Raw genomic sequence first — 24,850 nt, 5'->3', positions numbered from 1 at the left:
AGGAGAGAGCCCGGTTGTTCCCGGGCTGTTGTTCGCTGTGAGCGATCAGATGCGGGCGATCAGGGGTGGGTGATCAGTTGTGGACGATCAGACGGGGCCCGGGAACGAGCGGCGGTAGTCCGTCGGGGTGACCCCGAAGTGCAGGGTGAAGTGCCGCCGCAGGTTGGCGGCGGTGCCCAGGCCGCACAGCTCGCCGATCCGCTCCACCGGCAGGGCGGTGGTCTCCAGCAGGCTCTGGGCCCGGGCCAGGCGCTGGGCGAGCAGCCAGCGCAGCGGGGTGGTGCCGGTGGTGGCCTGCACCCTGCGGTGGAAGGTGCGCGCGCTCATCCCGGCCCGGGCGGCCAGCTCGTCCACGGTCAGCGGCCGGTCCAGGCGCTCGGTGGCCCACTGCAGGACCGGCGCCAGGCCCCGGTCGTCGGCGGCCGGTACGGCCACCTCCACAAACTGCGCCTGGCCGCCCGGCCGGTGGGCGGGGACCACCAGCCGGCGGGCCAGCTGGTTGGCCACATGGGCGCCCAGGTCGCGGCGGACCAGGTGCAGGCACAGGTCCAGGCCCGCGGTCACCCCGGCACTGGTGAGCACCTGGCCGTCGTCCACATAGAGCACGGAGTCGTCCACCGTGACGCGGGGGTGGCGGCGGGCCAGCGCCTCGGTGTGCATCCAGTGCGCGGTGGCCCGGCGGCCGTCCAGCAGCCCGGCGGCGGCCAGCGCGAACGCCCCGGCGCACAGGGAAGCCAGCCGGGCGCCCCGGTCGGCGGCCGCGCGCAGCGCCGCCAGCAGCTCGGCGGGCAGCTCGCGTTCCCCGTCCACGCATGCCTCCGGCACCGAGGGGACGATCACCGTGTCCGCCCCCTCCAGCCCCTCCAGACCCCAGGGCGCGCGCAGGGTGAAGCCCGGCGGGCCGGGCGGCGGCGGCTGTTCCGGCCGCACGGTGCACAGCCGCAGGTCGTACCAGGGGTCGGCCAGATCGGGCTGCGGGATGCCGAAGACCGTGCAGACCACCCCCAGTTCATACAGGTCCCAGAAGGGGACGTCCTGGTCGATCACCACCACGGCCACGGAACCGGCGCTCATGACCGCCCAGCCTAGTGGCAGGAATTTTGCGCAGTACGTCAGTCCTGCCACTGTCGGGCGGCGCCGGGCGCTGCGAGCGTGGTCCTCGCTTGATCAACTTCCGGGACGCACAAGGAGTTCGACGACGATGAATGTGACCGTGATGGGACTGGGGTCCATGGGCAGCGCCCTGGCCGGGGCCTTCCTGGCCGGCGGCCACCGCACCACCGTCTGGAACCGGACGCCCGGCAGGGCGGAGGCCCTGGCCGGACGGGGCGCGGAGCCGGCCGCCACCCCCGCCGAGGCGGTGCGGGCCGGTGAGCTGGTGGTGGTCTGCCTGGCCACCTATGAGACCGTCCACCGGGTGCTGGGCCCGGTGGCCGTGCACCTGGCCGGCCGCACCCTGGTCAACCTGACCTCGGGCACCCCGGAGGAGGCCCGGGAGATGGCGGCCTGGGCCGGGCGGCACGGGGCTGGCTACCTGGACGGCGCAATCATGACCACCCCGCCGGGCATCGGCGACCCCACCGCCATGCTGCTCTACAGCGGCCCGCGGTCCGCCTTCGAGGCCGGCCGGGACGCCCTGGCCGCCCTGGGCGACCCGCTGTACCTGGGCCCCGAGGCCGGCCTGGCCTCGCTCTACGACACCGCGCTGCTGGGTGTGATGTGGTCCGCGCTCACCGGCTGGCTGCATGGCGTCGCCCTGGTGGGCGCCGACGGCGGGGCCGGAACCAGCGCGGTGGCCTTCACCGAGGTGGCCAACCGGTGGCTGGGAGCCGTCAGCGGCTTCGCCGCCGCCTACGCCCCGCAGGTGGACGCCGGGGCGTACCCGGGTGACGACGCCACCCTGGACGTTCATCTGGCCGCGATCGGCCACCTGGTGAGCGCCGGCGCCGCCCGCGGCATCGACTCCGGGCTGCCGGCCGTCTTCCAGGACCTGGTCGGGCGGGCGGTGGCGGCCGGCCACGGCAAGGACGGCTGGGCCCGCCTGGTGGAGTTCCTGAGCACCGAGGAGCAGGCGTGAACACCGACGACTGGGCCCGCCTGGTCACCGAGGCCGCGCACCGGGCCACCGGCGCGCTGGAAAGGGTTGCCGGGGCCGACTGGTCCCGGCCCGCCGGAGGGCTGGAATGGTCCTGCCACCACACCCTGGACCACCTGGCCCTGGGCCTGGTCGGCTATGCGGGACTGCTCACCGCCAAGCCGCGCGACCGCTACATCACCCTGTTCGCCTCGCTGGACCAGCAGGCTCCCGTCTCAACGCGACTGGAGGGCATCCGCATCGCGGCGTCGCTGCTCGCCGTGACCGTCCGCGGCAGCCGCCCCGCCGACCGGGCCTGGCACCCCTGGGGGCACTCCGACGGCCCCGGCTTCGCCGCCATGGGCGTGGTGGAGACCCTGGTCCACACCCATGACATCGCCGCCGGGCTCGGCCTGGACTTCACTCCGCCACCGGACCTGGCCGCCCCCGCCCTCGGCCGGCTGTTCCCCGGCACGGACCCCGGGGAGCACCCCGGCCGCACCCTGCTGTGGGCCACCGGACGCACCGCCCTGCCCGGCCGCCCCCGGCTCGGCGAGTGGCAGTGGGACGGCACGGTGCGCCAGGCGGGCCTCGTGGCGCAGCAGCACCTGGCAGGCGACCCCGATCAGCAGCGCTATCGGGTGGCCCCAGCTGGCCAGCGGATCGGCGTACTCGACCAGGTCCTGGGCGCACAGCAGCCCGGCGCCGCCCAGCACGGTCCACTTCCAGGCCGGTGACAGCAGCCCGGCGAGCGCCCCCAGACAGGACATAAAGCCAAAGCTGATGCCGTAGTCCAGCCGGTGCAGCGAGGCAGCCGGCAGCCTGCCCGCCGCCACCGCGCCCGCCACCGGCAGCTCGGTGGCCAGGGTGGCCAGCACATGGCCGAGGACGAACACCCCGGCGGTGCGCAGCGCGCCGACCCGGCGCTCCAGGGCGCCCAGCACCGGGGCGAAGGCCAGGCCGTAGAAGGAGACCAGGCCGCCCGCTATCCACAGCGCGCTGGCCACCATCACCAGCACCGGTCGGTCGGCCAGGTGCGCGGCGTCGGTGCTGGAGTCGCGCAGCAGGCGGTTGACGGTGGCCTCGTCGCCCAGTTCCGCGTAGAGCGCGGTGGCCAGCAGTACCAGCCCGTAGCAGAAGGTGAACGGGGTGGCCCGGGGGGTGGGTATCAGCCGGAGCAGCAGACGGCCCCGGCGCCGTATCGCCCCGGCGGGGTCAACCGCGGTCACTCGGCCAGGCCCCTTTCCGGCGACCTGGACCGGCCGCTCGCTATGAACATTAAGGTGCACCGCCCCCGGGCACATCAACTCCTTGCGAGGATCGGGCACGGCTTTGTCGTCGTCCTGACAGTGGACGTCCCGACTCTGGACCCGAGACCCGACGGAGGCCCGGCATGAGCGCTTTCCACGCCCCGCACGATCCCGTCACCCCGCCCGTCACCCTGGACCGCCGGGACGGCCCGCATGGCGAGGTGGTGCTGCGCCACCGGGGCGAGGGGCCGGGCACCTACGAGATCATCGCCAATGGGTGCTTTCTGATGGACAGCTCCGACGGCCGCTCGGAGCGGCGGCTGGTGGACGCCGCGCTGGCCGCGCTGCCTCCGGAGCGTCGGGCGCCGGCCGTGCTGATCGGCGGCCTGGGGGTGGGCTTCTCGCTGGCCAGGGCCGCCGAGGAGCCCCGCTGGGGCCGGATCACCGTGGTCGAACGCGAGCCGGCGGTGATCGACTGGCATCGCACCGGCCCGCTGGGGGTCTTCACCGCCCGGGCGCTGGCCGACCCGCGCACCGAGATCGTCCGGGCGGACCTGGTGGCCTTCCTGCGCCAGGGTGACCGGAGCTTTGACGCGCTCTGCCTGGACATCGACAACGGCCCCGGCTGGACCGTCACCGAGAACAACGAGGGCCTGTACTCCCCCGCCGGGCTGGCCGCCTGCCGGCGGCGGCTGACGCCCGGCGGAGTACTGGCCGTCTGGTCCGCACAGCCGTCCGAGAAGTTCGAAAAAGCGCTCCGGAATGCCGGATTCGCCGAGGTAACCACCGAAGAGATCGCCGTTGCCCGAGGCGTCCCGGACGTTGTCCACCTGGCGCTTCGCGCCGCGTAGCCGTCCCCCGTCACCTGCCCGTACCCTGCTTGCCACACCTGGAGGGTGGCGGGCACAGAAACGCGCGGGCACTAAAAACGCTGGGGGCGGGCGCATGGAGCAGACACACATCGGCCCGGGCGGCGCGGCGGTCTCCGCCGGGGCACAGCGGCGGGTGCTGATCGTCGAGGACGACCGGACCATCGCCGAGGCCATCGCGGCACGGCTGCGCGCCGAGGGTTTTCAGGTACGGACCGCCGGCGACGGGCCGGCCGCCGTGGACACCACCGAGGCATGGCAGCCCGATCTGCTGGTGCTGGACGTGATGCTGCCCGGCTATGACGGACTGGAGGTCTGCCGGCGGGTGCAGGCGCAGCGGCCGGTGCCGGTGCTGATGCTCACCGCGCGGGACGACGAGACGGACATGCTGGTCGGCCTGGGCGTGGGCGCCGACGACTATATGACCAAGCCGTTCTCCATGCGGGAGCTGGCGGCCCGGGTGCACGTACTGCTGCGCCGGGTGGAGCGGGCCACGCTGGCCGCGCACACCCCGCGCAGCGGCATCCTGCGCCTCGGCGAGCTGGAGATCGACCACGCCCAGCGGCGGGTGCGGGTGCGCGGCACGGACGTCCATCTGACGCCCACCGAGTTCGACCTGCTGGTCTGTCTGGCCAATACACCGCGCGCGGTGCTCTCCCGGGAGCAGCTGCTGGCCGAGGTGTGGGACTGGGCGGACGCCTCCGGCACCCGCACCGTGGACAGCCACATCAAGGCGCTGCGCCGCAAGATCGGCGCGGAGCGGATCCGCACCGTGCACGGGGTGGGGTACGCGCTGGAGACCCCGGCGGCGTGAGGGACGACCGGCCGGAGCGCCCGGGGCTGTGGGCGCGGACCTGGGAGGCGCTGCGGCCGCTGGACCCGTTCCGGTCGGTCAAGGCCGCGCTGGGCGCGCTGGTGATCGGCTCGGTGGTGATCACCACCTTGCTGGTCTTCCTGGCGGTCCACTCGGCCACCGAGCTCCGGGTGATCACCATCTTCTCGATCATCGCCTCGCTGCTGATCACCCAGTTCGTGGCGCATGGCCTGACCGCGCCGCTGGACGAGATGACCGAGGTCACCCGGGCCATGGCGCACGGCGACTACACCCGCCGGGTGAGCGACGGGCGGCGGGACGAGTTCGGCGCGCTGGCCACCGCCTTCAACCGGATGGCCGCCGACCTGGAGGCGGTGGACACCCACCGCAAGGAACTGGTCGCCAATGTCTCCCATGAGCTGCGCACCCCCATCGCGGGGCTGCGGGCGGTGCTGGAGAACGTGGTGGACGGGGTCTCGGCGGCCGATCCGGAGACCATGCGCACCGCCCTGCAGCAGACCGAGCGGCTGGGGCGGCTGGTGGAGCAGCTGCTGGACCTGTCCCGGCTGGACAACGGGGTGGTGCCGCTGCGCGCCCGCCGCTTCGAGGTGTGGCCGTATCTGGCCGGGGTGCTCAAGGAGGCCAGCATCGCCGGCAATGTCTGCGGCACCGGCCGCTCGGCGCGCGCCCGCAAGGACGTCCATCTGCATCTGGACGTCCAGCCGCCGGAGCTGACCGCGCACGCGGACGCCGAGCGGCTGCACCAGGTGGTGGCCAACCTGGTGGAGAACGCGGTGCGGCACAGCCCGCCGCACGGCCGGGTCACCATCCGGGCGCGCCGGGGCGAGGGCTCCGAGGGCGCCGGGTCGCTGGCGCTGGAGGTGCTGGACGAGGGGCCGGGCATCCCGGAGGCGGAGCGGCACCGGGTCTTCGAGCGGTTCAACCGGGGCGGCGCGGACCACCAGGGGCCGGGCGGCGACGGCGGCACCGGCCTGGGGCTGGCGATCGCCCGCTGGGCGGTCGACCTGCACGGGGGGAGCATAGGAGTGGCCGAGTCACCGCGTGGCTGTCGTATCAAGGTCACTCTTCCAGGAGGACCTTCGTGATCAGAGTTGACGTAGGGTCGATGGCGGAAGCACACATTCCGAGGGATGTGGGGCGAGCTTCGGCGAACCCGGAATCCGCCAGGAGGCGCAGAACCCCGTGTGTTTCCCGTCCCGTCATGCCACGAAACCCGGTGGAGAGTGTGACTTAGGCGACGACTGGCCCCGGTGGCCTGCATCGGAGCCCCTGACAGGCGTAGCCTTTATTCCCGCTGTCCACCACCTTAGGAAGCGGAAGAGGGCGGTTGCCGCCGTGTCGCCACAGTCCCCGAACTCATCGAGCATCTCGACCGACCAAGACGGGCAGGGCAAGAGCCCTGCTGACGTGTTCGGTCCCAATGAGTGGCTCGTCGACGAGATCTACCAGCAGTACCTCCAGGACCCGAACTCGGTCGACCGAGCCTGGTGGGACTTCTTTGCCGACTACAAGCCGGGCGCGAATCCGCCGCAGGCCGCGGCAACGGGCACGGCCCCCGCCGCGCCGCCCGCTGCCGCACCGGCACCCGCCGCCCCGGCTCCCGCGCAGCCCGCCGCCCAGCCGGCCGCACCGGCCCCCGCCGTGGCGCAGGCCCAGCCGGCCCCCGCCGCTGCCGCCCCGGCTCCGGCACCGGCACCGGCGAAGCCGGTCACCCCGGCCGCCCGGCCCAAGGCCCCCGCCCAGCCGGCGGCCGAGGCCCCGGCCGGCCCGGAGTTTGTGACGCTGCGCGGCCCGTCCGCCGCGGTCGCCAAGAACATGAACGCCTCCCTGGAGCTGCCGACCGCCACCTCGGTCCGCGCGGTCCCGGTGAAGCTGCTGTTCGACCAGCGCATTGTCATCAACAACCACCTCAAGCGCGCCCGCGGTGGCAAGGTCTCCTTCACGCACCTGATCGGCTACGCCATGGTGCAGGCGCTGAAGCTGATGCCGTCGATGAACCACTCCTTCACGGAGAAGGACGGCAAGCCCACCCTGGTCAAGCCGGAGCACGTCAACCTGGGCCTGGCCATCGACCTGGTGAAGCCCAGCGGTGACCGTCAGCTGGTGGTCGCGGCCATCAAGAAGGCCGAGACCCTCAACTTCTTCGAGTTCTGGCAGGCCTACGAGGACATCGTCAAGCGCGCCCGGGTGGGCAAGCTGACGATGGACGACTTCACCGGCGTCACCGCCTCGCTGACCAACCCGGGCGGCATCGGCACCGTGCACTCCGTGCCGCGTCTGATGCCCGGCCAGGGCCTGATCATCGGCGTGGGCGCGATGGACTACCCGGCCGAGTTCCAGGGCACCTCCCAGGACACCCTGAACAAGATGGGTGTCTCGAAGGTCATGACCCTGACCTCGACCTATGACCACCGGGTGATCCAGGGTGCCGCCTCCGGCGAGTTCCTGCGCATCATGCACCAGCTGCTGCTGGGCGAGAACGGCTTCTACGACGAGATCTTCGAGGCCCTGCGCATCCCCTACGAGCCGGTGCGCTGGATGCGGGACATCGACGCCTCGCACGACGACGATGTCACCAAGGCCGCCCGGGTCTTCGAGCTGATCCACTCCTACCGGGTGCGCGGCCATGTCATGGCCGACACCGACCCGCTGGAGTACCGTCAGCGCAAGCACCCCGACCTGGACATCACCGAGCACGGCCTCACCCTGTGGGACCTGGAGCGGGAGTTCGCGGTCGGCGGCTTCGCCGGCAAGTCCATGATGAAGCTGCGCGACATCCTGGGCGTGCTGCGCGACTCGTACTGCCGCACCACCGGCATCGAGTACATGCACATCCAGGACCCCAAGCAGCGCAAGTGGATCCAGGACCGGGTGGAGCGCCCGCACGCCAAGCCGGAGCGCGAGGAGCAGCTGCGCATCCTGCGCCGGCTCAACGCGGCCGAGGCGTTCGAGACCTTCCTGCAGACCAAGTACGTGGGCCAGAAGCGCTTCTCGCTGGAGGGCGGCGAGTCCGTCATCCCGCTGCTGGACTCGGTGCTGGACGCGGCCGCCGAGGCCCGTCTGGACGAGGCCGTCATCGGCATGGCCCACCGCGGCCGGCTGAATGTGCTGGCCAACATCGTCGGCAAGTCCTACGCCCAGATCTTCCGCGAGTTCGAGGGCAACCTCGACCCGAAGTCGATGCACGGCTCCGGCGATGTGAAGTACCACCTGGGTGCCGAGGGCGTCTTCACCGGCCTGGACGGCGAGCAGATCAAGGTCTCGCTGGCCGCCAACCCTTCCCACCTGGAGACCGTCGACCCGGTGGTGGAGGGCATCGCCCGCGCCAAGCAGGACATCATCGGCAAGGCCGGCACCGACTTCACCGTGCTGCCCATCCAGCTGCACGGTGACGCGGCCTTCGCCGGCCAGGGCGTGGTGGCCGAGACCCTCAACATGTCGCAGCTGCGCGGCTACCGCACCGGCGGCACCGTGCACATCGTCATCAACAACCAGGTCGGCTTCACCGCCCCGCCGGAGTCCTCGCGCTCGTCGATGTACTGCACCGACGTGGCCCGGATGATCGAGGCCCCGATCTTCCACGTCAACGGCGACGACCCGGAGGCCGTGGTCCGCGTGGCGCGGCTGGCGTTCGAGTTCCGCCAGGCGTTCAACAAGGACGTGGTCATCGACCTGATCTGCTACCGCCGCCGCGGCCACAACGAGTCCGACAACCCGGGCTTCACCCAGCCGCTGATGTACGACCTGATCGACAAGAAGCGCTCGGTGCGCAAGCTCTACACCGAGTCCCTCATCGGCCGGGGCGACATCACCCTGGAAGAGGCCGAGCAGGCGCTGCAGGACTACCAGGGCCAGCTGGAGAAGGTCTTCATCGAGGTCCGCGAGGCCGACACCGCCCAGGCTCCGGCCGAGGTCCCGGTCCCGCAGGCCGAGTTCCCGGTGCCGGTGCAGACCGCGGTCTCCCAGGAGGTCATCAAGCGGATCGCCGAGTCCCAGGTCAGCATCCCCGACACCGTCACGGTGCACCCGCGTCTGCTGCCCCAGCTGCAGCGCCGCGCGGCCAGCATCGAGGACGGCACCATCGACTGGGGCATGGGCGAGACCCTGGCCTTCGGTTCGCTGCTGATGGAGGGCACCCCGGTCCGGCTGGCCGGCCAGGACTCCCGCCGCGGCACCTTCGGCCAGCGCCACGCGGTGCTGGTGGACCGGGAGACCGGCGAGGACTACACCCCGCTGATGTACCTCTCCGAGGACCAGGCGCGGTACAACGTCTATGACTCGCTGCTCAGCGAGTACGCGGCGATGGGCTTCGAGTACGGCTACTCGCTGGCCCGCCCGGACGCTCTGGTGCTGTGGGAGGCCCAGTTCGGTGACTTCGTCAACGGTGCCCAGAGCATCACGGACGAGTTCATCTCCTCCTCCGAGCAGAAGTGGGGCCAGACCTCCGGCGTCACCCTGCTGCTGCCGCACGGCTACGAGGGCCAGGGCCCGGACCACTCCTCGGCCCGCATCGAGCGCTTCCTCCAGCTGTGCGCGCAGAACAACATGACGGTCGCCATGCCGACGCTGCCGTCGAACTACTTCCACCTGCTGCGCTGGCAGGTGCACAACCCGCACCACAAGCCGCTGATCGTCTTCACCCCGAAGTCGATGCTGCGTCTGAAGGCGGCGGCGTCCAAGGTGGAGGAGTTCACCTCGGGCGGCTTCCGTCCGGTCATCGGTGACGAGACCGTCAACCCGGCGGACGTCCGCAAGGTCGTGTTCTGCTCCGGCAAGATCTACTACGACCTGGACGCCGAGCGGAAGAAGCGCGGCATCACGGACACCGCGCTGATCCGCCTGGAGCGGCTCTACCCGCTGCCGGGTGCCGAACTCCAGGCGGAGATCGCCAAGTTCGCCAACGCGGAGAAGTACCTCTGGGCACAGGAGGAGCCGGCGAACCAGGGTCCCTGGCCGTTTATCGCGCTCAACCTGATCGACCACCTGGACCTGGCGGTGGGCGCCGATGTCCCGGCCGCGGAGCGGCTGCGCCGGATCTCCCGGCCGCACTCCTCCTCGCCGGCGGTGGGTTCCGCGAAGCGGCACCAGGCCGAGCAGGCTCAGCTCGTCGCGGAGGTCTTCGACGCGTAAGGGCTTGGTCCTTGGCCGGCGGAAGGCCCGCACCGATTCGGTGCGGGCCTTCCGCCGTCTGCGGTCAGCCCAGATAGGGCTCGAAGTCCCAGTAGGGGCGCACCCGTTGGCGGGCCGACTGGGTGTGCGGGTGCTGGGCGCCCAGCGTACGGGCCAGCCGCTGCAGGGCGTCCTCCTCGACCTTGCCGGCCTCCTCGTGCTCGCGCAGCGCCCGCAGGTCGGCGGCCAGCGCCACCTCACAGGACAGGGTGAAGGGGTGGTCCTGGCCCAGCACATGACGGGCCCTGCGCAGGGTGTCCCGGCTGAGCTCCTTGGCGCTGTCCAGCCGTCCGTTGAGGTTCCGTCCGGCGGCCGCGTTGAGCGCACAGCCCAGCGCCCAGGGGTGGTCCGGCCCCAGGGCGGCCGTCAGTCCCGCATAGGCGGATTCGAACATGGTGAGCGCGTCGGCCCGCTCCCCGGCCGCCTGGAGCACCAGTCCGGTGTTGGCCAGCATCCCGGTGCTGACCGGATGCGCCGGGCCCAGCAGCGTACGGAAAACGCTCTCGCCCTCCTCGATCAGGTCCCGCGCCTGGCGCAGATCGCCATGCTCCCGGGCGTAGTTGCCGTAGTCCACCACCAGCCCGATGGTGGCGTAGTGCCGGCGGCCATGGACCTGTTCCATCTGTTCCAGCAGGCTGGCCATCGCCCCGCCCAGGTCCTGGTGGGCGCCGGCCCGGCGTTCGCACAGCAGCAGGTTGTGCCGGGCCCTGAGGGTGTTGGGGTGCTGTGGGCCGAGCACCTGCAGGTGCAGCCGCATGCCCAGCTCCTGGCGGGCCAGAGCGTCCCCGTAGCGGCCCAGCAGCCGCAGGTCGCGGGCGCAGGCGATGCCGGACATCAGGGTGGCGGGGTGGCGGGCGCGCAGCAGGGTCTCCCGCCGGCGCAGGGTCTTCAGGTCGATGTCATAGGCGTCCGCGTAGCGGCCCAGCAGCCGCAGCCCCACTCCCAGATGGTGCTGGGCCTGGAGGGTGATGAAGTCATCGGCGCCCAGCAACTCCCGTGCGGTGTCCAGCACTTCCTGCTGCCGCTCCAGCGCCTCCGGGTACTGGCCCAGATAGCGCTGGTCGGCGGCCAGGCATCCGGCGGCGATCAGCAGACTGGCGGCGTCGGCCTCCGGCAGGACCCGCAGCCGCTCCAGGGTCTCCCGGTCCAGCTCATAGGCGGACCGGAACTGCCCGTACGCCCGCAGGATGTTGCCCTGCTGGGTGGTGAGGTCGAGCATCCTGGGGTGCTCGGGCGGGAAGATCTCCGACCACTGTTCGCGGATCTTCTCGCCGAGTTCGGCACCGACCTGGTACTCCCCGCTGTACAGGCAGTAGCGCAGCAGGTTGAGCACCGTCTCCTGGACCCGGTAGTCATGGCTCTCCAGCGCCCCGGACGGCTCCAGGTGCGGCAGCAGTTCGGCGTAGCGCGGCCAGAGCCTGGAGTCCTGGGGGTTGCCGGGGTCGGCGGCGGCCAGCATCCGGCGGACGATCCGGCGGTGGGACTGCCGCTCCTCGGGGGAGGTGAGCCGGGTGACGATGTCATGCACCAGCCGGTGCATATGCACGGCCTCCTGCTCCGGGCCCGGCTCCATGGTGGAATCGCCGGTGGAGCGGACATCGCGCCGGGTGAACACCGAGTAGTTGACCAGGGTGTCCAGGGCCCGGCTCCAGCTGGGCAAGTCACTGACCAGCCAGCCGAGATGGTCCGGCAGCTGGCCGGGCGGCAGCAGCCGGACCAGGCCGACGGGAATCCGGCCGGGCGCGAAGGCGGTGCACAGGCTGAGCAGTTCCACCGCGTGCGACTGGGACTCACGGAGCCGGTTGATCAGTATTGACCAGGAGGTCAGCGAGGAGCGGGGCACCCCGTCCAGGCCGCTGGGGTTGACCATCTGGGCCATCTCCCCGTCGCGCACCATGCGCAGGTACTCGGCGACCTCCATGTCCGACTCCCCCAGCCAGGAGGCGGCCTGCACCAACGCCAGCGGGATGTCGCCGAGTTCGGCGGCCACCTCGTCCGCCTCCGCCGCGGCCAGCCGGGGCGCGCGGCGCATCAGATAGGCGGTGCTCTCGGCGCGCAGGAAGCCGGGGATGTCCAGCACGGTGGCTCCCGCGTCGGCCCAGCCCCGGTTGCGCGAGGTGATCAGCACATGGCCGGGGCCGGCGGGCAGCAGGTCCTCGGCGCCCTCCAGGTCGTCCCAGCCGTCGAAGATCACCAGCCAGCGGCCATGGGGCCGGCCGCGGCGCAGCGCCTCGCGGACCGCGCGGATGCGCTCACCGGGCTCGGAACCCACCGACAGGCCCAGTTCCGGGGCGAGTTCGGCCCAGCGTTCGCGCTGGGTGCCCCGGGTGTCGGAGTTCACCCACCAGACGATGTCGTAGTCGGAGCTGAAGCGGTGCGCGTACTCGGCGGCCATCTGGGTCTTGCCGATGCCGCTCATGCCCAGCAACGCGACCGTGGCGGTGCCCTGTTCGGCCTCGGTGAGCTGCTGCTGGAGCCGGTTGAGCAGTTCATCGCGGCCGGTGAAGCGGCGGTTGCGGCGCGGGACCTCGCCCCAGACCGCCGGCGGGTCGTTGGGGTAGCGGGAGCCGGTGGGCAGTTCGCGCCGGGGCGGGCCCTCCGGCAGCCCCAGCCGGCTCAGCAGCCGGCGTTCGGCCTCCGGGCCGCCGATGCCCCACAGGTCCACCGGCTCCAGCACCGCGGTGGCGGGCAGCAGCGCCCGGTTGGTGAGGTTGACCGCCGCGAACCGCTCGGCGTTGGCGGCCACGATGCCGCGCAGCGCCTGGGTCCACTCGCCCTCCTGGCGCGGGCCGAGTTCGAAGAACCAGTCACTGAGCACCAGCAGGATCCGTCCCCTGGCCAGCAGCAGATCGCCGAGCGCGCTCTCCAGCGAGATCTCCCGGGGCGGGTCCCAGCGCTGCAGCACCACCCGGTGGCCATGGCTCTCCAGCCGGTGCTGGATCCAGGTGGCCCAGGGCCGGTAGTAGCCGGCGAAGACGACGACGAAGAGCTCACTGACCTGATCCTGCGCACCGGCGGAAGCCGGTTGCCGCTGCGTGTTCATGCACGTCCCTCGTTCCTTCGCACCGCGGTGTGACCGGGTCCGGCCCGGCCGTCCGACGCGGCGGCAAGATTACCGTACGTCACCGTCCCATGACGGACCGCCGATGGTCATGGCCACCCGTCCGGTCCGCTCCAGGGCGGCCAGCAGCTGGGCCATGCCGGTGGTGAACTCCCGTCCGGCAGGTGTGAGTTCACTGGATTCAAGCAGGATGGGCAGGGCTTCCGCGACCTGTTGGCGGTAGGAATCACTGCGTGCGCGGGCCGTTTGCCGCGCCCCGGGCGACAGCCCGTCCCGGCCGGCCGCCCGGGCCCAGAAGTCGGCCAGCGCCAGATGGGCGTAGCAGCCCTGGAGCACCCCTTCCAGGGGCCGTGGGTCACGCCGCCAGGCGACCTTGTGGACGGCCAGCGGGCTCGCCCGGTGCAGCGGCAACAGGTCGTGCAGCACGGCCAGTTTGCTGTGCTGGGTCTCATGGACCAGCACCTCGGCCAGGCCGGTGGGGCTGTCCGGCAGGGTGGTGAGCACCGCGCCCGGGGCGGCCCGGAAGGTGGCGCTGACCGTGCTGCCGGGCGCCGTGGCCAGGGGTACCAGGCAGCGCAGCAGCTCCGCCGTCTCCCTGGCCCGCTCCGGGTCGGTGGCCCGCAGCAGCGCCTGGGCCGCCCGCCAGCGGCGGGTCCAGGGCTCGGGGCCGGTCAGGGTGCGGGCGGCGGCGGGCAGCGCGGCCCGGCCCACGCCCTGGGCGGGCGCCCGGTAGGGGTCGAGGTCGTCCAGCAGGATGTCCGAGCCGGGCAGCCGCCGCAGGGCGTGCCAGCCGCTGCCCGCCCCGGCCACCCGGCCGGCGGTGCGCAGCAGGACCGGGCCGGTGCGGTGCCCGTCGGTGGTCAGCCGGGCGGTGCGGGAGCGGGCGGTGAGCCGGACCACGGGGGCGCCGGTCTCCGCCAGCCCTATGCCGGGGAGCGCCAGCAGGCCCTCGGGGGTGGCGAGTTCGGTGGTGAAGGAGGTGCCGGAGAGCAGTGCGGCGGCGGTGGCGGTGGCGCCCAGGTGTTCCACGGCCCGGGTGAACTCCGGGCCGTCCGGCGCCGCCAGGGCGCTGGCCAGCCAGTTGCCCACGGCCGGGTAGTCCAGGGTGTCGCGCGCCGAGCGCGGATGGCGTTCCTCGGCGCGCTCCAGTAACCGCCAGTGCTCCTCGAAGCGCCGCCGCGCCCGCCCGTCCAGTGCCCGGGGCTGCCGTTCCAGCCGGGTGAGCAGGGACTTGAGCAGGACCAGCCGCCGGCTGTGCAGGGCGTTGTGCAGCAGGGTGCGGTCCTCCGCGGTGGACCGGGTACGGGCCAGCCGGGCCAGTGCGGCGGCGGGCACCGTCCGGGCCGGTCCGGCCGCCCGGGAACTCTGACCGGATACCGGCCGGCGGCTGTCCGGTTCTCCGCGCGTCACCTGCCGGTCCCGCGCCCCGCGCGCATCCGCTTCCCCACGGTTCCCCCGCTGGAGTACCAGGTCTCCCCGAACTCCGCCGGGTGCCGCAGCGCGCTCTCCACCGCGGCCGTCAGCTCCGGATCGGCCATTGTGCGCAGACTCCGCAGGCCGACGCCGGTGAGGTCGGGCAGCGGCGCGGGGGGCGCGCTGTCCTTCGGGTCGGCCGTAGCGGCGTTCCTCTGCTTCGGCACCCTCGTCTCCCTCCCTGCCGCCGTCCGCCGGGGGCGGCTGACACGGTTGCTCGGTTCTTCCCAACCACCGTAATCCGGAAACCCGTTCGGAACAGCTGTGGTCAACCACCGGACAGCCGCGCCACACTCTCCCGGGTCTCCTGCACCTCGTCCCAAGGGACCTCGGCCAGCCGGGCCGTCAGGTCCCGCCACTGCCGGGCGGCGTCCCGGTAGGCGGCCAGCGCCTGCCGGTGCAGCCCCATCCGCTCCAGGGCCTGGCCATAGCGGTGCCAGGCCCGGGCGGCGGTCACCGAGCCGGGCTCCGCCGACTGACGGCCGGCCTCCTCGGCCGCGGCGGCGAACGCGGCAGCCGCGTCGGCCAGCGGCACCGCGGCCGTGTGCTCGCGCAGCGCCAGCCGGGCGGTGCCCAGCGCCAGCCAGGCCTCGGCGCGCACCGCGCCGTCCGGGGCGCGCCGGGCGGCCTGCTCCAGCAGATGGCAGCTCTCATAGAGGTCGGGCAGATAGCCCAGCCGGGCGGCGCGTAGCACCAGGGCCCGCCCCAGCAGCAGTTGCAGCCCGGAGCGCAGCGGCGAGCGGCCGGGCACCACCGCGAACGCCTCCCGCAGCACCGCCTCGGCCCGGGAGACCGTCTCATCGTCCCCGTGCTCCGCCCGCCCCAGCAGCAACTCGCCCCACTCCGCGAGCAGTTCGCTGCGCCGGGGGTCGTCCCGGCCGGTGAGCGAGACCGCGGCCTGGTAGGCGGCGTCGGCGGGGGGCCAGTCCCGGCGGGCCGCATGGGTACGGGCCGACTCGGTGCGGCAGTGCAGGCGTTGTGGGTCGTCCACGGCGGCCGACTCGGCCTGGGCCAGCGCGGCCAGCACCTCCGGGGCGGGGGCGCCGGCCAGCCGCAGCGCCCGGGCCAGGTCCAGCCGGGCCGCGCAGCGGCGCACGGCCGGCGCGTCCTCGGCGTCCAGCAGGGCGCAGCCGGCCCGCAGTTCGGCGGCGGCTTCGGTGGCGCGCGCCGGCGGTTCGGGGCCGGTACGGGCCAGGTCCAGCAGCACCCGGCCCAGCCGGAGGTGGCGCCGGCTGCCGGGGGGCAGTGCGCGCAGCACCCGCTCGGCCTCGTGCAGTTGCTCCTCCTCGCCGTCCGTCTGCCAGGCGGCGTGCCGGACCGCGGCCAGCTCCAGCCCGGCCTCGGTGTGCCACCGGCTGCCGGCCTCGGTGCGCCGGTGTGCCTCGGCCAGCACGGCGGCCGCCCGCTGAAGGGTCTCCCGGCGGGCGGCGGGCTCCCGGCGGATGTCCTCGGTGCCGGCCAGCGCGCGCAGCACCTTGCCGAGCACCAGATGGGCCCGTACCGCGTCCACGTCCTGCCCCAGGGCGGGTTCGGCCAGGCCGCGGGCCCGGTGCAGCAGCTCCGGGTCGCCCTGGGCGTGCCAGAGCGCCAGCAGCGCCTCGGCCTCGGCCAGCGGCCCGGTCTCCGCGGGCACCCGCCGGTACCAGCGGACCACCCGGGCGGGCACCCGGGCGAACAGCTCCGGTTCCGGGGTGCCGGACTCGCCGCCGGCCGCCGCCTCTCCGGTGAGCTGGGCGACCGCCAGGGCGGAGAAGTTGCGGGCGCTCTTGCCGAACTGGCGCTCCACATAGTCCGAGCAGTGTTTGAGCACCAGGGCGGCCTCGCCCTGCTCCAGCGACTGGAGCAGCAACTCCCGGACCCCGTCGGCGAATTCGTACCAGGGTCCGGTGCCCTGCTGCTCGCCGTGGTCCGGCAGCCGCCACAGCAGGCCGCTCAGCAGCACCTCGGCCAGCTCCATGGGGCCGGTGTCGGGCAGCATGGCCCGCTGGACCAGCTGCATCACCGGCAGTGTCAGCGGCACCGCGGCCAGGTGCACGGCCAGCCGCAGCGCTCCCGAGGAGGCGCCGGCCCGGAAGGAGCGCAGCCGTTCGTCGGCGCCGCGCCCGTCCCCGTCCTCGGCCGGCTCGGGCAGCGCGGGGTGGCCGGGCAGCAGCCAGGCGGCGGCCCCGCGGACCTGGCTGCGGCCGGGACCGGACAGCAGCCGGGCCCAGGCGCCCAGCGCCTCGCGCACCGGCAGCAGCACCGGCACCGGCAGCGCGCCCGGCCGGGCGGGGCGCCGGAAGCCGTCCGGTTCAAAGCCCAGGCGGCCGCCCGCCAGCGGGTCGCGGACCAGCAGCCCGGGTTGGGCGGACAGCGCGGTACGGGACCACAGCCGGGGCGGCAGGGGCTGGACGATGGCCACCGGTGAGGTGCGCGACCAGTGATGCAGCAGCCGCTGGGCCCGTCCCTGGCGCCACAGCGGCCCCACGCAGTCGCTGATGACCAGGGTGAGCCGGCGCCCGGTGGGGTCCCGGAACTGATCGGCCGGGCGCAGCCCCAGTTCCGGCTCGCCGCGGGGCGCGGCGGTGGTGCCGATCAGCGGGGTGCCGTCCGGGCCGCGGTGCAGATAGCGCACCTGGACATCCCGGAAGACGCCCAACTGGGCGCAGGTCTGCTGGAGTTCCTCCAGCATCCGCTCCCAGACGACCATGGACGAGGAGGTGTCCATCAGCAGTTGCATGCCGGCAGCCTGCCGGGCGCCGGGGCGGTAGACCGGCTGCAGCACGCCGGTGCGCGCGCCCCGGTCCGCGGTGGCCTGTTCGTCCAGCGGGCCGGGCAGCGGCGCGGCCAGCGAGCGGTAGCCGCGCAGCGGGCGCAGCGACCGCTGCAGGCCGAGCAGTCCGGGCAGCGCCCCGGCGGCGGGCACCCGGACGGGGAACACCTCGGGGCGCTCACGGGGGCGTGCGGGCGCCTCGGCGCGCCCCTCGGCATAGAGCGAGACGGGGGCGGTCCGCTCGGCCCGGCGGGTGGCGGCGGGCGCCGCCGGGGCTGCCGACGGGGCCGGCGGGGCGCCGGTGGCGAGCTCCGGCTGCCGCGGGCCGGACGCCGGGCCGGCCGCGGCCGGCCCGGGGCCGGCCGGGCACCGGGGCTCCTCCCGTGCGGTCATCCACCGGGCCAGCCAGACCGCGTCGGCGATCTGTTCAGCGGTGAGGTCCAGAGCGGCCGCCCTCAGCCGGGCGATGAGCTGGTGCAGTCGCGGCTCGGGGGGCGCCGTCATCCCTCATCACCTCGGGCGGTCCAGCGGTTGCATCAGCATGTCGGCCAGCCGCTCCCGGGTGACCGGTTCGGTGCGCGGCGCGTGCTGGGTGAGGAAGAGCGCGTTGAGCAGCTGGTCGGCGGCGATCACCTCACCGGGCTCGCGGTCCAGGAACCGCTGGATCAGCTCCTCGCCCCCGGTGACCGCGTCGTCCCCGAGATGGGCGCGGACCATGGCGGTCAGCTGTTCCTCGCCGGGCGGTTTGAGATCCAGCTGGATGCAGCGCCGCAACAGGGCGGCGGGGAAGTCCCGTTCGCCGTTGGAGGTGAGCAGGATCAGCGGGAAGGTGGTGCAGCGCACCCGGCCGCCACGGATCAGGGCGCGGCCGCCGTCGTCGGTGCCGACCTCCACCTCCGGCTCCCGGTCGGCGATCCGCTCCAGCTCGGGCAGCTGGAACTCGCCCTCCTCCAGGGCGTTCAACAGGTCGTTGGGCAGGTCGAGATCGCTCTTGTCCAGCTCGTCCACCAGCAGCACCCTGGGCTGTTCCACCGGCAGCAGGGCGGTGCCCAGCGGGCCCAGCCGGATGTACGAGCCGATGGAGTGCCGGGTCCCCGGGGTTCCGGCGTCGCCGCCGGCCCGTTCCAGCTGCACATCCTGCAGCCGGGCGATGGCGTCATAGTGGTAGAGCCCGTCGCGCAGGGTGCTGCGGCTGACGATGGGCCAGCGCAACACCCGCCCCAGGCCCAGCTCATGGGCGACCGCGTGGGCCAGTGTGGACTTTCCGGTTCCGGGACTGCCGGTCACCAGCAGCGGACGGCGCAGATAGAGCGCGGCGTTGACCGCCTCCACCTCCTCGGGACGCGGATGGTGGTTCTCCACCAGCCGGCGCAGCACCCCCAGCCGGCGCGCCGCGCTGGGGTCGGCGGCCGCCCCCTGGTCCGGTCCCGAGGCGGCGAAGTCCCGCCAGGGCGGGGGCGGCGGCAGGCGCCGTATACCGTCGTGCGGCAGGCCCGCTCCCCGGTAGATCCGCCAATCGTTCACCCTGGGCTCCTCCGTCGCTGGTGTGACCCTCAACAGGCCCGCCGTGCCGCTCGCCCTGCCGCCCCGCGGATTTCCCGTCCCCGGAATGACGTTACCTCCCGGCGACCGGCCTGCCGAGTGCCTGATAATCCTTTGACGCCAAGCCGGCAAGGAAGTTGACGTGCCGTACACATGGTTGGCGTCATCTCACCGTCCCGGGGGCGCGCAGCGCATCCGGCAGCGGCGGCCGCTCCGGCGAGTCGAACAGGACCGCTATCGACCGGGCCCACAGCACATCCTGGTCCGCCTCCGGATCGGCACAGCGTCGCCGCAAACTCCTTATCGTACGGTGGAGTTCCCCGGACCGGCCCACCGAATGCAGCAACTCCCCCACGCGTTCATGGAAGTCGGCGCAGTCGCTGTGCTCACTGGCGCACCGCCGCCAGATCACCACCGCGTGTCCCGCGGCGAGCGCCGCCTCCATCGCCTGCGCCCCCTCCCCGCTGGCGACCGGCCCGCAGTAGACCGGCACCGCGGTGTCCGGAACCTCCGACAGCCGTGCGTAGGCCGCGTATCCGCTTTCCCGGCGGCCGCCGCCGTGGCCGCACCAGGGCACCTCCTTGCGCAGCGGCACCGCGGTCAGCCCGCCGCGCTCGGCACCCTTCCAGCGGCTGATCCACTCCGGGATGGCGGGCTCGTCCCGGCGCCGCCGGTCCCGCAGATAGACCACCCGGCGCTGGCCCAGCGGCACGGTGTGCGGGTCGATGGGGCCGCCCTCGCCACCGGGCGGGGTGAGCCGCCAGGCGTCCAGCGGCTCGTCGAAGAGCTCACGCGGCAGGATCATCTGCAGGGCGGCCAGATGCTGGCCCACATCGCCCTTGCGCAGCGCATCGGCGACCGGCTCGCGCAGGGCCTGCCACAACTGCCCCCGGGTCTCCCCGCGTTCATCGCCGTACAGCGGGGTGACCAGGTCGTCCTCGCGCAACAGCTTGATCCGCCAGGGGTAGTGGTCGCCGTAGAGCAGCGGGTCGACCTCCACGATCACATCGGCCCGGGCGCGCACCGGGCGCCGCGGCGGGTCCACCCGGGGGGTCGGCCGGGGATCGAGCACCACCGCGCCGTCCCGGGCCCCGGCGGCACCCTGGGGCGCGTCCGGCGGCTCGTCCCGGAAGCCGGCCGAACCCCCGTACAGGATCCGGCGGATGTCCTGGCGGATGACGTCCGGCAGCTCCAGCGTCTCGGCGTTCAGGGTCAGCCAGCCGCCCAGCTCGCGCAGCGCCCGCTCGTCCTCGGCCCGGCCCAGCGCGCTGACCGCCGCCGCCACATGGGCCGCGTACAGCAGGACCGCCTCCACCTCCAGGTCTCGCGTCGCTCCCGGGGTGTCCTCCTTGCTGCCCGCGCCGCCGTCCCGCAGGTCGTACAGCAGCCCCACGCCCTCCCGCCAGCTGCGCGGGTCATGCTCCACGCCCGGCTGGTAGGGGTCCTGGATGACCCGGCTCTTGACCTCGTCGACCAGGGCCATCACCTCGCCCGGGGTGCCGGGCGGCGGCAACTCGGCGAGCTGGGCGAAGAGCTGGGTGCGCAGCACCGGGGTGAAGCCCTGGCCGTGCGGGCGCAGGCCGCGCTGCAGGCCGGTCCAGGTGGCGGTGGCGCCGAAGGCGCGGTAGCGCTGGAGGTGGTGGCGGTCGTGGGCGCGGACGATGGCGTGCAGCCGGGCGCGTCCGGGCAGGTCGTTGGCCATCCGGCGGAGCGCGGTGACGGGCACCGCCAGGCCGGCGGTGTCCTGGCCGCGCCCCTTGCTGACGCCGATCACCGCGCCCCGGCCGGTGTCCAGCACCGGCCCGCCGGAGCAGCCCTCCACCGGTATCTCGCCGCGCAGCAGCATGGCGCTGTCGCCGTCGCCGCCGGAGGCGGTGCCGGTGCCGAAGCGCAGGGCCAGTTCCCCGAGCTCCCGGGACCAGCCGTGCAGACTGACCGGCGCCGGGACCACGGCCGAACGGTCGCTGAGCCAGAGGCACTCGGCGTCCTGGGCGCCGGCCACCTCCACCAGGGCCAGATCCGGCAGCGGCCAGGGGTACGGCGGGCGGTCCGGGTCCGGGACGCGGGGCAGGGCGAACACCACCCGCCCCTCGGTGGTGCGTTCCCGCCAGTCGGTGATGTCGAGGGCCGTGCCGCCGTCCAGCACGCCGCCACCCCCCACCCCCACCACATGGGCACAGGTCAGGACCAGCCCGGGCGCTATGAAGAAGCCGCTGCCCCAGAACCGGTCGCCATCGCGCTCCTTTCCGCCCCCGGCCGCGCAGATGCGCACCACGGACCGGCGGACGGCGCCTTCCAGGGAGCTCAAGAGGCACCGAGGGAAGCGGAGTTGTCCGGTCCGGGCGCCGGAGCCGCGCGTTCGTTTTCGGACGCCTCGGACCAGGTGAGCCTCACCTTGATCGAGGCCCGGCCCTCGCCGTCGGCGAGCAGACTGATCACCTTGCCCGCCTTGGCGGACAGTTCTATGCCGAACTCGACCTCCACCTCCTGCGGCCGGGCGGCGGCCAGCCCCGCGCGCAGCGAGCCCACCACCCCGTGCACCACATCGGAGAGCCCGCCCGCCAGGTCGGCGACCCGGCTGACCGCGCTGGAGTCCCGGTAGCCGCCCTCCCCCGGCCCGGACAGCTGGTGCGCCTCGCTGATCCGCGCCCAGACGACCGTGCCGTCGTCCAGCCGCACCTGAGTGATCCCGTCGGACACGTGCCACCCCCGTCATCCGCAATGTGGCAGCAGGCTAGTCCTCTGCCCTGACGGGCGCGAGAGGTGACGGCCAGGGGCGCCGGGCCGGGGGCGGCCTATCCTTGACGGGATTGTCCGGCCGCAACCCTGACGGAGAGAGCGTTGTACTTCACCGACCGAGGCATCGAAGAACTGGAGAACCGGCGCGGCGAGGAAGAGGTCACCCTGGGCTGGGTGGCCGAGCAGCTGCGTACCTTCGTCGACCTCAACCCCGACTTCGAGGTGCCGGTGGAGCGCCTGGCGACCTGGCTGGCCCGCCTGGACGACGAGGACGACGAGGAGTAGGCGCCCGGCCTTCGGTCAGGAGGCCCGCCGCCACCGCTCATAGGCCAGGGTGAGCGCGCCGTCGACGGCCAGCGCCGCTCCCAGCGCCGCCCATCCGCGCCGGCGGCCGCCCGCCCAGGCCAGCAGGGCCAGGCCGGTGCCCACCTCGGCCGCGCCCACCATCCGGGCCCGGGGCCCGCGCATCCAGGCGCGTACCCCGGACTCCAGCCCGCCGCGCCATCCCGGCCACTGGACCGCCTCCGCCATGGGCAGCGCGGCCGCGGCCGCGCACAGCTCCTGCTCGCCGGCGCCGGGCCCCAGGCCCGGGCCCAGGCGGAGCCCGGCCCGGCCCAGCACCGCCACCAGTCCCAGCAGCCGGGCACGGGCGTCGGCGTCCGAGTCGGTCCGGGTCAGCGCCTCCAGCGCCTGGGCGTCCAGCACCGGGTCCAGCCCCAGCCGCACCCGCACCGTGCGCAGCGCCTCCGCCTCACCGAGCGGGGTGCCGTCCGCCAGCCAGGTGTAGCCGGCCGTCCGCCGGAAGCCGGTGGCCACCACGAATCCGGCCCCGTCCGCGTCCCACCACAGGCCCACCGCGGGCCAGCTCTCGGTGGCGGTCAGGGCGTTGGCCCAGTCCGCGGCCACCGCCGCCAGGTGGGCGCCGTCCTCGCGCCAGGACTCGTCCGCGGGCACCAGCACGCTCCACTCCTCCCCCGCCGGGGCCAGCAGCAGCGGGCGGCGCAGCAGTTGCGCGGCGGGTCGGACGCGGTCGGGGGCGGCCCGGCAGAGCAGCAGCAGACCGGCCGCCGGGATGTGATCAGTCGCGGACATGCGTCAACGCTATGCCAACCGAAGGCCCCTTGACTTCCCGGAGCCGCGATATATCGTGTTTAGCGGAAGACGCGATATAGGAGGTCCGTATGTCCGACCGGTCGCAGTGGTCGCTCACCACACCGCAGAGGCTCACCTTCGAGGAGCCGGTCACCGCCCTCAATGTGAGCGTCGTCAATGGCACGGTCAATGTCGTGGGCTCCGACGGCGGCCCGGCCCGGCTGGAGCTGTCCGACCTGCAGGGCCCGCCGCTGTCCGTGCAGTTGCTGGACGGACAGCTCCGGGTCGGCTACGACGACCTGTCCTGGCAGAGCATCCTGAAGTGGCTCGACCGCAAGGGCTGGCAGCGCGCCGTGGAGGTCACCCTCACCGTGCCCTGCGGCACCCGGGTCGAGGTCGGCACGGTGGGCGCCGCCGCCGTGGTCTCCGGCATCACCGCCCCCACCGAGCTGCGCGGCGTCTCCGGTGACACCACCCTGGTCGGCCTGGCCGGCCCGGTCCACGCCGAGACGGTCTCCGGCGCCCTGGAGGCCCAGGCGCTCGGCGGCGACCTCCGCTACTCCTCGGTCTCCGGCGATCTGACCCTGGTGGAGGGCACCCGGGGCTCGGTACGGGCCAAGACGGTGAGCGGCAGCGTCCTGGTTGACCTGTCCGCCACCGGCGGTGACCTCTCACTGGAGCTGACCACCGTCTCCGGCGACATCGCCATCCGCCTGCCACACCCGGTCGACGCCGAGGTGGAGGCCAGCACCGCCACCGGCGGGGCCTCCTGCGCCTTCGAGGACCTGCGGGTCACCGGCCAGTGGGGCGCCAAGCGGATCACCGGGCGGCTGGGCACCGGCGGCGGCCGGCTCAAGGCCACCACCGCCTCCGGCACCGTCGCCCTGCTGCGCCGGCCGCCCTCGCCCGAGGAGCCCGCCGACGCCCCCGTGGAAGGAAAGGTTCTCTGATGCCCCCCGTCTTCGCCCACGGCCGGCTGCGGCTGTACCTGCTCAAGCTGCTCGACGAGGCGCCCCGGCACGGCTACGAGATCATCCGGCAGCTGGAGGAGCGCTTCCAGGGGCTGTACGCGCCCTCCGCCGGCACCGTCTACCCCCGGCTGGCCAAGCTGGAGGCCGAGGGCCTGGTCACCCACACCACCGAGGGCGGCCGCAAGGTCTACTCCATCACCCCGGCCGGCCGGGCCGAACTGGCCGACCGCCAGGGCGAACTGGCCGAACTGGAGCTGGAGATCCAGGACTCCGTCTCCGCCCTCGCCGCCGACATCCGCGAGGACGTCCGTGGCGCGGCCGGCGATCTGCGCCGTGAGATGCGCGAGGCGATGCGCGAGGCCCGCGAGGCCACCGCCGCCGAGCGCTCCGGCGACTACCTCGCCGGCGCCAGGGAGGAGTGGCGCCGGGCCAAGGAAGAGTGGCGGGAACAGGCCCGCCGAGCCAAGGAGGAGAGCCGCCGCGCCCGCCAGGACGCCCAGCGGGCCCGCCGCCAGGCCCGCGAGGCCCAGGACCACGCCCGCGAGGAGGTGCTGCGCATCAAGGAGCGGGTGCAGGAGCAGGTCCGCGAGCACACCCGCAAGGGCGACTGGCCCTCCGGCCTCGCCGAGGGCGTCAACGCCCTGGCCCGCGAGCTGGGTTCACTGGCCGGCCAGACCCGGGGCCCGGCCCGCGAGCACCCGCCCACCCCCGAGTGGGCCACCGCCGACGACGCCTTCTCCAAGAACCCCGCCCGAGACCTGGACCGCCTCCTGGACCGGTTCCGCGACGAAATCCGCGACACGGCCCGGGACCACGGGGTGACCCCCGGCCAACTGGCCGAGATCAGGGCCCGGTTGGCCGAGACGGCCGCCCACATCAACCAGACACTGGGCGGGGACGCCCCGTAGAGGGCGGAGCCCCGCAAGGGGGCGCCCCCTACGGGGCGCGGGGAACTGCGCGACCAGCCACAACCGACCCGCACCCAGGACGCATCGTGGCCCCCCACGGCGGCAACCGTCGCCG

The 24,850-nt window shown here is 73.7% G+C and carries 18 protein-coding genes and 1 pseudogene; 9 read left to right on the top strand and 10 right to left on the bottom strand.

Features of this window, described 5'->3' with window-relative positions:
- Positions 1-87: 87 nt before the first annotated feature.
- Positions 88-1,074 carry a helix-turn-helix domain-containing protein gene (locus ACIHFE_RS06380; RefSeq protein ID WP_400104656.1) on the bottom strand — a complete coding sequence of 329 codons (987 nt, stop codon included), beginning with the start codon at positions 1,072-1,074 and terminating at the stop codon, positions 88-90.
- A 127-nt stretch (positions 1,075-1,201) separates the two neighbouring features.
- Between ACIHFE_RS06380 and ACIHFE_RS06375 the strand changes: the two genes are divergently transcribed.
- Together ACIHFE_RS06375 and ACIHFE_RS06370 are read left to right on the top strand one after the other, a co-directional pair.
- Positions 1,202-2,077, top strand: coding sequence for an NAD(P)-dependent oxidoreductase (locus ACIHFE_RS06375; protein WP_400104655.1), 876 nt, complete (start codon positions 1,202-1,204; stop codon positions 2,075-2,077).
- A pseudogene (locus ACIHFE_RS06370) lies at positions 2,074-2,415 on the top strand (hypothetical protein); the annotation flags it as partial. The gene ACIHFE_RS06375 and the pseudogene ACIHFE_RS06370, both read left to right, overlap by 4 nt.
- Here ACIHFE_RS06370 and ACIHFE_RS06365 read toward each other — a convergent pair.
- Positions 2,311-3,378: a rhomboid-like protein gene (locus ACIHFE_RS06365; protein WP_400105022.1), complete on the bottom strand. Its 1,068-nt coding sequence runs from the start codon at positions 3,376-3,378 to the stop codon at positions 2,311-2,313. The pseudogene ACIHFE_RS06370 and the gene ACIHFE_RS06365 sit on opposite strands and share 105 nt — an antisense overlap.
- 89 nt (positions 3,379-3,467) lie before the next feature.
- Between ACIHFE_RS06365 and ACIHFE_RS06360 the strand changes: the two genes are divergently transcribed.
- The 4 genes from ACIHFE_RS06360 to ACIHFE_RS06345 all read left to right on the top strand — a co-directional run bounded on the left by ACIHFE_RS06360 (position 3,468) and on the right by ACIHFE_RS06345 (position 10,158).
- Positions 3,468-4,175, top strand: coding sequence for a spermidine synthase (locus ACIHFE_RS06360; RefSeq protein WP_400104654.1), 708 nt, complete (start codon positions 3,468-3,470; stop codon positions 4,173-4,175).
- A 94-nt stretch (positions 4,176-4,269) separates the two neighbouring features.
- Complete coding sequence (locus ACIHFE_RS06355) at positions 4,270-5,007, top strand: response regulator transcription factor (RefSeq protein WP_400104653.1); 738 nt, start codon at positions 4,270-4,272, stop codon at positions 5,005-5,007.
- On the top strand, positions 5,004-6,113 hold the full coding sequence (locus ACIHFE_RS06350; protein ID WP_400104652.1) for an ATP-binding protein: 1,110 nt from the start codon (positions 5,004-5,006) through the stop codon (positions 6,111-6,113). The genes ACIHFE_RS06355 and ACIHFE_RS06350 overlap by 4 nt, the downstream gene beginning before the upstream one ends.
- Before the next feature lie 250 nt (positions 6,114-6,363).
- Entirely contained in the window at positions 6,364-10,158 is a 3,795-nt protein-coding gene (locus tag ACIHFE_RS06345) for a multifunctional oxoglutarate decarboxylase/oxoglutarate dehydrogenase thiamine pyrophosphate-binding subunit/dihydrolipoyllysine-residue succinyltransferase subunit (protein WP_400104651.1), read from the top strand.
- A 64-nt stretch (positions 10,159-10,222) separates the two neighbouring features.
- Here ACIHFE_RS06345 and fxsT read toward each other — a convergent pair whose 3' ends face one another.
- The 7 genes from fxsT to ACIHFE_RS06310 form a co-directional block, all read right to left on the bottom strand.
- Entirely contained in the window at positions 10,223-13,240 is a 3,018-nt protein-coding gene (fxsT, locus tag ACIHFE_RS06340) for an FxSxx-COOH system tetratricopeptide repeat protein (protein WP_400104650.1), read from the bottom strand.
- A gap of 69 nt (positions 13,241-13,309) precedes the next feature.
- Entirely contained in the window at positions 13,310-14,668 is a 1,359-nt protein-coding gene (locus ACIHFE_RS06335) for an aKG-HExxH-type peptide beta-hydroxylase (RefSeq protein WP_400104649.1), read from the bottom strand.
- Positions 14,665-14,898, bottom strand: coding sequence for a hypothetical protein (locus ACIHFE_RS06330; RefSeq protein WP_400104648.1), 234 nt, complete (start codon positions 14,896-14,898; stop codon positions 14,665-14,667). Before ACIHFE_RS06330 ends, ACIHFE_RS06335 begins: the two co-directional genes overlap by 4 nt.
- A 101-nt stretch (positions 14,899-14,999) precedes the next feature.
- Positions 15,000-17,987 (bottom strand): SAV_2336 N-terminal domain-related protein, encoded by a 2,988-nt coding sequence (locus ACIHFE_RS06325; RefSeq protein WP_400104647.1) that lies wholly within the window; start codon positions 17,985-17,987, stop codon positions 15,000-15,002.
- A gap of 6 nt (positions 17,988-17,993) precedes the next feature.
- The gene (locus tag ACIHFE_RS06320; protein ID WP_400104646.1) at positions 17,994-19,007 is read right to left on the bottom strand and encodes an AAA family ATPase; all 1,014 of its coding nucleotides are present in this window, start codon (positions 19,005-19,007) and stop codon (positions 17,994-17,996) included.
- Between the two features lie 181 nt (positions 19,008-19,188).
- On the bottom strand, positions 19,189-21,333 hold the full coding sequence (locus tag ACIHFE_RS06315; protein WP_400104645.1) for a trypsin-like peptidase domain-containing protein: 2,145 nt from the start codon (positions 21,331-21,333) through the stop codon (positions 19,189-19,191).
- Positions 21,330-21,725, bottom strand: a complete 396-nt coding sequence (locus ACIHFE_RS06310) for a CU044_2847 family protein (protein ID WP_400104644.1) — start codon at positions 21,723-21,725, stop codon at positions 21,330-21,332. The genes ACIHFE_RS06315 and ACIHFE_RS06310 overlap by 4 nt, the downstream gene beginning before the upstream one ends.
- Positions 21,726-21,866: 141 nt before the next feature.
- On the opposite strand from ACIHFE_RS06310, the gene ACIHFE_RS06305 reads away from it, so the two are divergent.
- Entirely contained in the window at positions 21,867-22,049 is a 183-nt protein-coding gene (locus ACIHFE_RS06305; protein WP_400104643.1) for a DUF6104 family protein, read from the top strand.
- Between the two features lie 15 nt (positions 22,050-22,064).
- Here ACIHFE_RS06305 and ACIHFE_RS06300 read toward each other — a convergent pair whose 3' ends face one another.
- On the bottom strand, positions 22,065-22,856 hold the full coding sequence (locus tag ACIHFE_RS06300) for a hypothetical protein (RefSeq protein ID WP_400104642.1): 792 nt from the start codon (positions 22,854-22,856) through the stop codon (positions 22,065-22,067).
- A gap of 89 nt (positions 22,857-22,945) precedes the next feature.
- On the opposite strand from ACIHFE_RS06300, the gene ACIHFE_RS06295 reads away from it, so the two are divergent.
- The gene (locus ACIHFE_RS06295; RefSeq protein ID WP_400104641.1) at positions 22,946-23,806 is read left to right on the top strand and encodes a DUF4097 family beta strand repeat-containing protein; all 861 of its coding nucleotides are present in this window, start codon (positions 22,946-22,948) and stop codon (positions 23,804-23,806) included.
- Complete coding sequence (locus ACIHFE_RS06290) at positions 23,806-24,735, top strand: helix-turn-helix transcriptional regulator (RefSeq protein WP_400104640.1); 930 nt, start codon at positions 23,806-23,808, stop codon at positions 24,733-24,735. The genes ACIHFE_RS06295 and ACIHFE_RS06290 overlap by 1 nt, the downstream gene beginning before the upstream one ends.
- The last annotated feature ends 115 nt before the right edge of the window (positions 24,736-24,850 follow it).

Source organism: Streptomyces sp. NPDC052396, from assembly GCF_044593195.1.
Taxonomy (GTDB): domain Bacteria; phylum Actinomycetota; class Actinomycetes; order Streptomycetales; family Streptomycetaceae; genus Streptomyces.
Note: the sequence above shows the minus strand (reverse complement) of the source record. Positions and strands in the feature narration are given on the sequence as shown.

What these genes read in the sequence shown, in the direction of transcription:
- ACIHFE_RS06380 (WP_400104656.1), bottom strand. Translation starts at nt 1,074, where the DNA reads ATGAGCGCCGGTTCCGTGGCCGTGGTGGTGATCGACCAGGACGTCCCC.
- ACIHFE_RS06375 (WP_400104655.1), top strand. Translation starts at nt 1,202, where the DNA reads ATGAATGTGACCGTGATGGGACTGGGGTCCATGGGCAGCGCCCTGGCC.
- ACIHFE_RS06365 (WP_400105022.1), bottom strand. Translation starts at nt 3,378, where the DNA reads ATGTGCCCGGGGGCGGTGCACCTTAATGTTCATAGCGAGCGGCCGGTC.
- ACIHFE_RS06360 (WP_400104654.1), top strand. Translation starts at nt 3,468, where the DNA reads ATGAGCGCTTTCCACGCCCCGCACGATCCCGTCACCCCGCCCGTCACC.
- ACIHFE_RS06355 (WP_400104653.1), top strand. Translation starts at nt 4,270, where the DNA reads ATGGAGCAGACACACATCGGCCCGGGCGGCGCGGCGGTCTCCGCCGGG.
- fxsT (WP_400104650.1), bottom strand. Translation starts at nt 13,240, where the DNA reads ATGAACACGCAGCGGCAACCGGCTTCCGCCGGTGCGCAGGATCAGGTC.
- ACIHFE_RS06325 (WP_400104647.1), bottom strand. Translation starts at nt 17,987, where the DNA reads ATGACGGCGCCCCCCGAGCCGCGACTGCACCAGCTCATCGCCCGGCTG.
- ACIHFE_RS06300 (WP_400104642.1), bottom strand. Translation starts at nt 22,856, where the DNA reads ATGTCCGCGACTGATCACATCCCGGCGGCCGGTCTGCTGCTGCTCTGC.
- ACIHFE_RS06295 (WP_400104641.1), top strand. Translation starts at nt 22,946, where the DNA reads ATGTCCGACCGGTCGCAGTGGTCGCTCACCACACCGCAGAGGCTCACC.
- ACIHFE_RS06290 (WP_400104640.1), top strand. Translation starts at nt 23,806, where the DNA reads ATGCCCCCCGTCTTCGCCCACGGCCGGCTGCGGCTGTACCTGCTCAAG.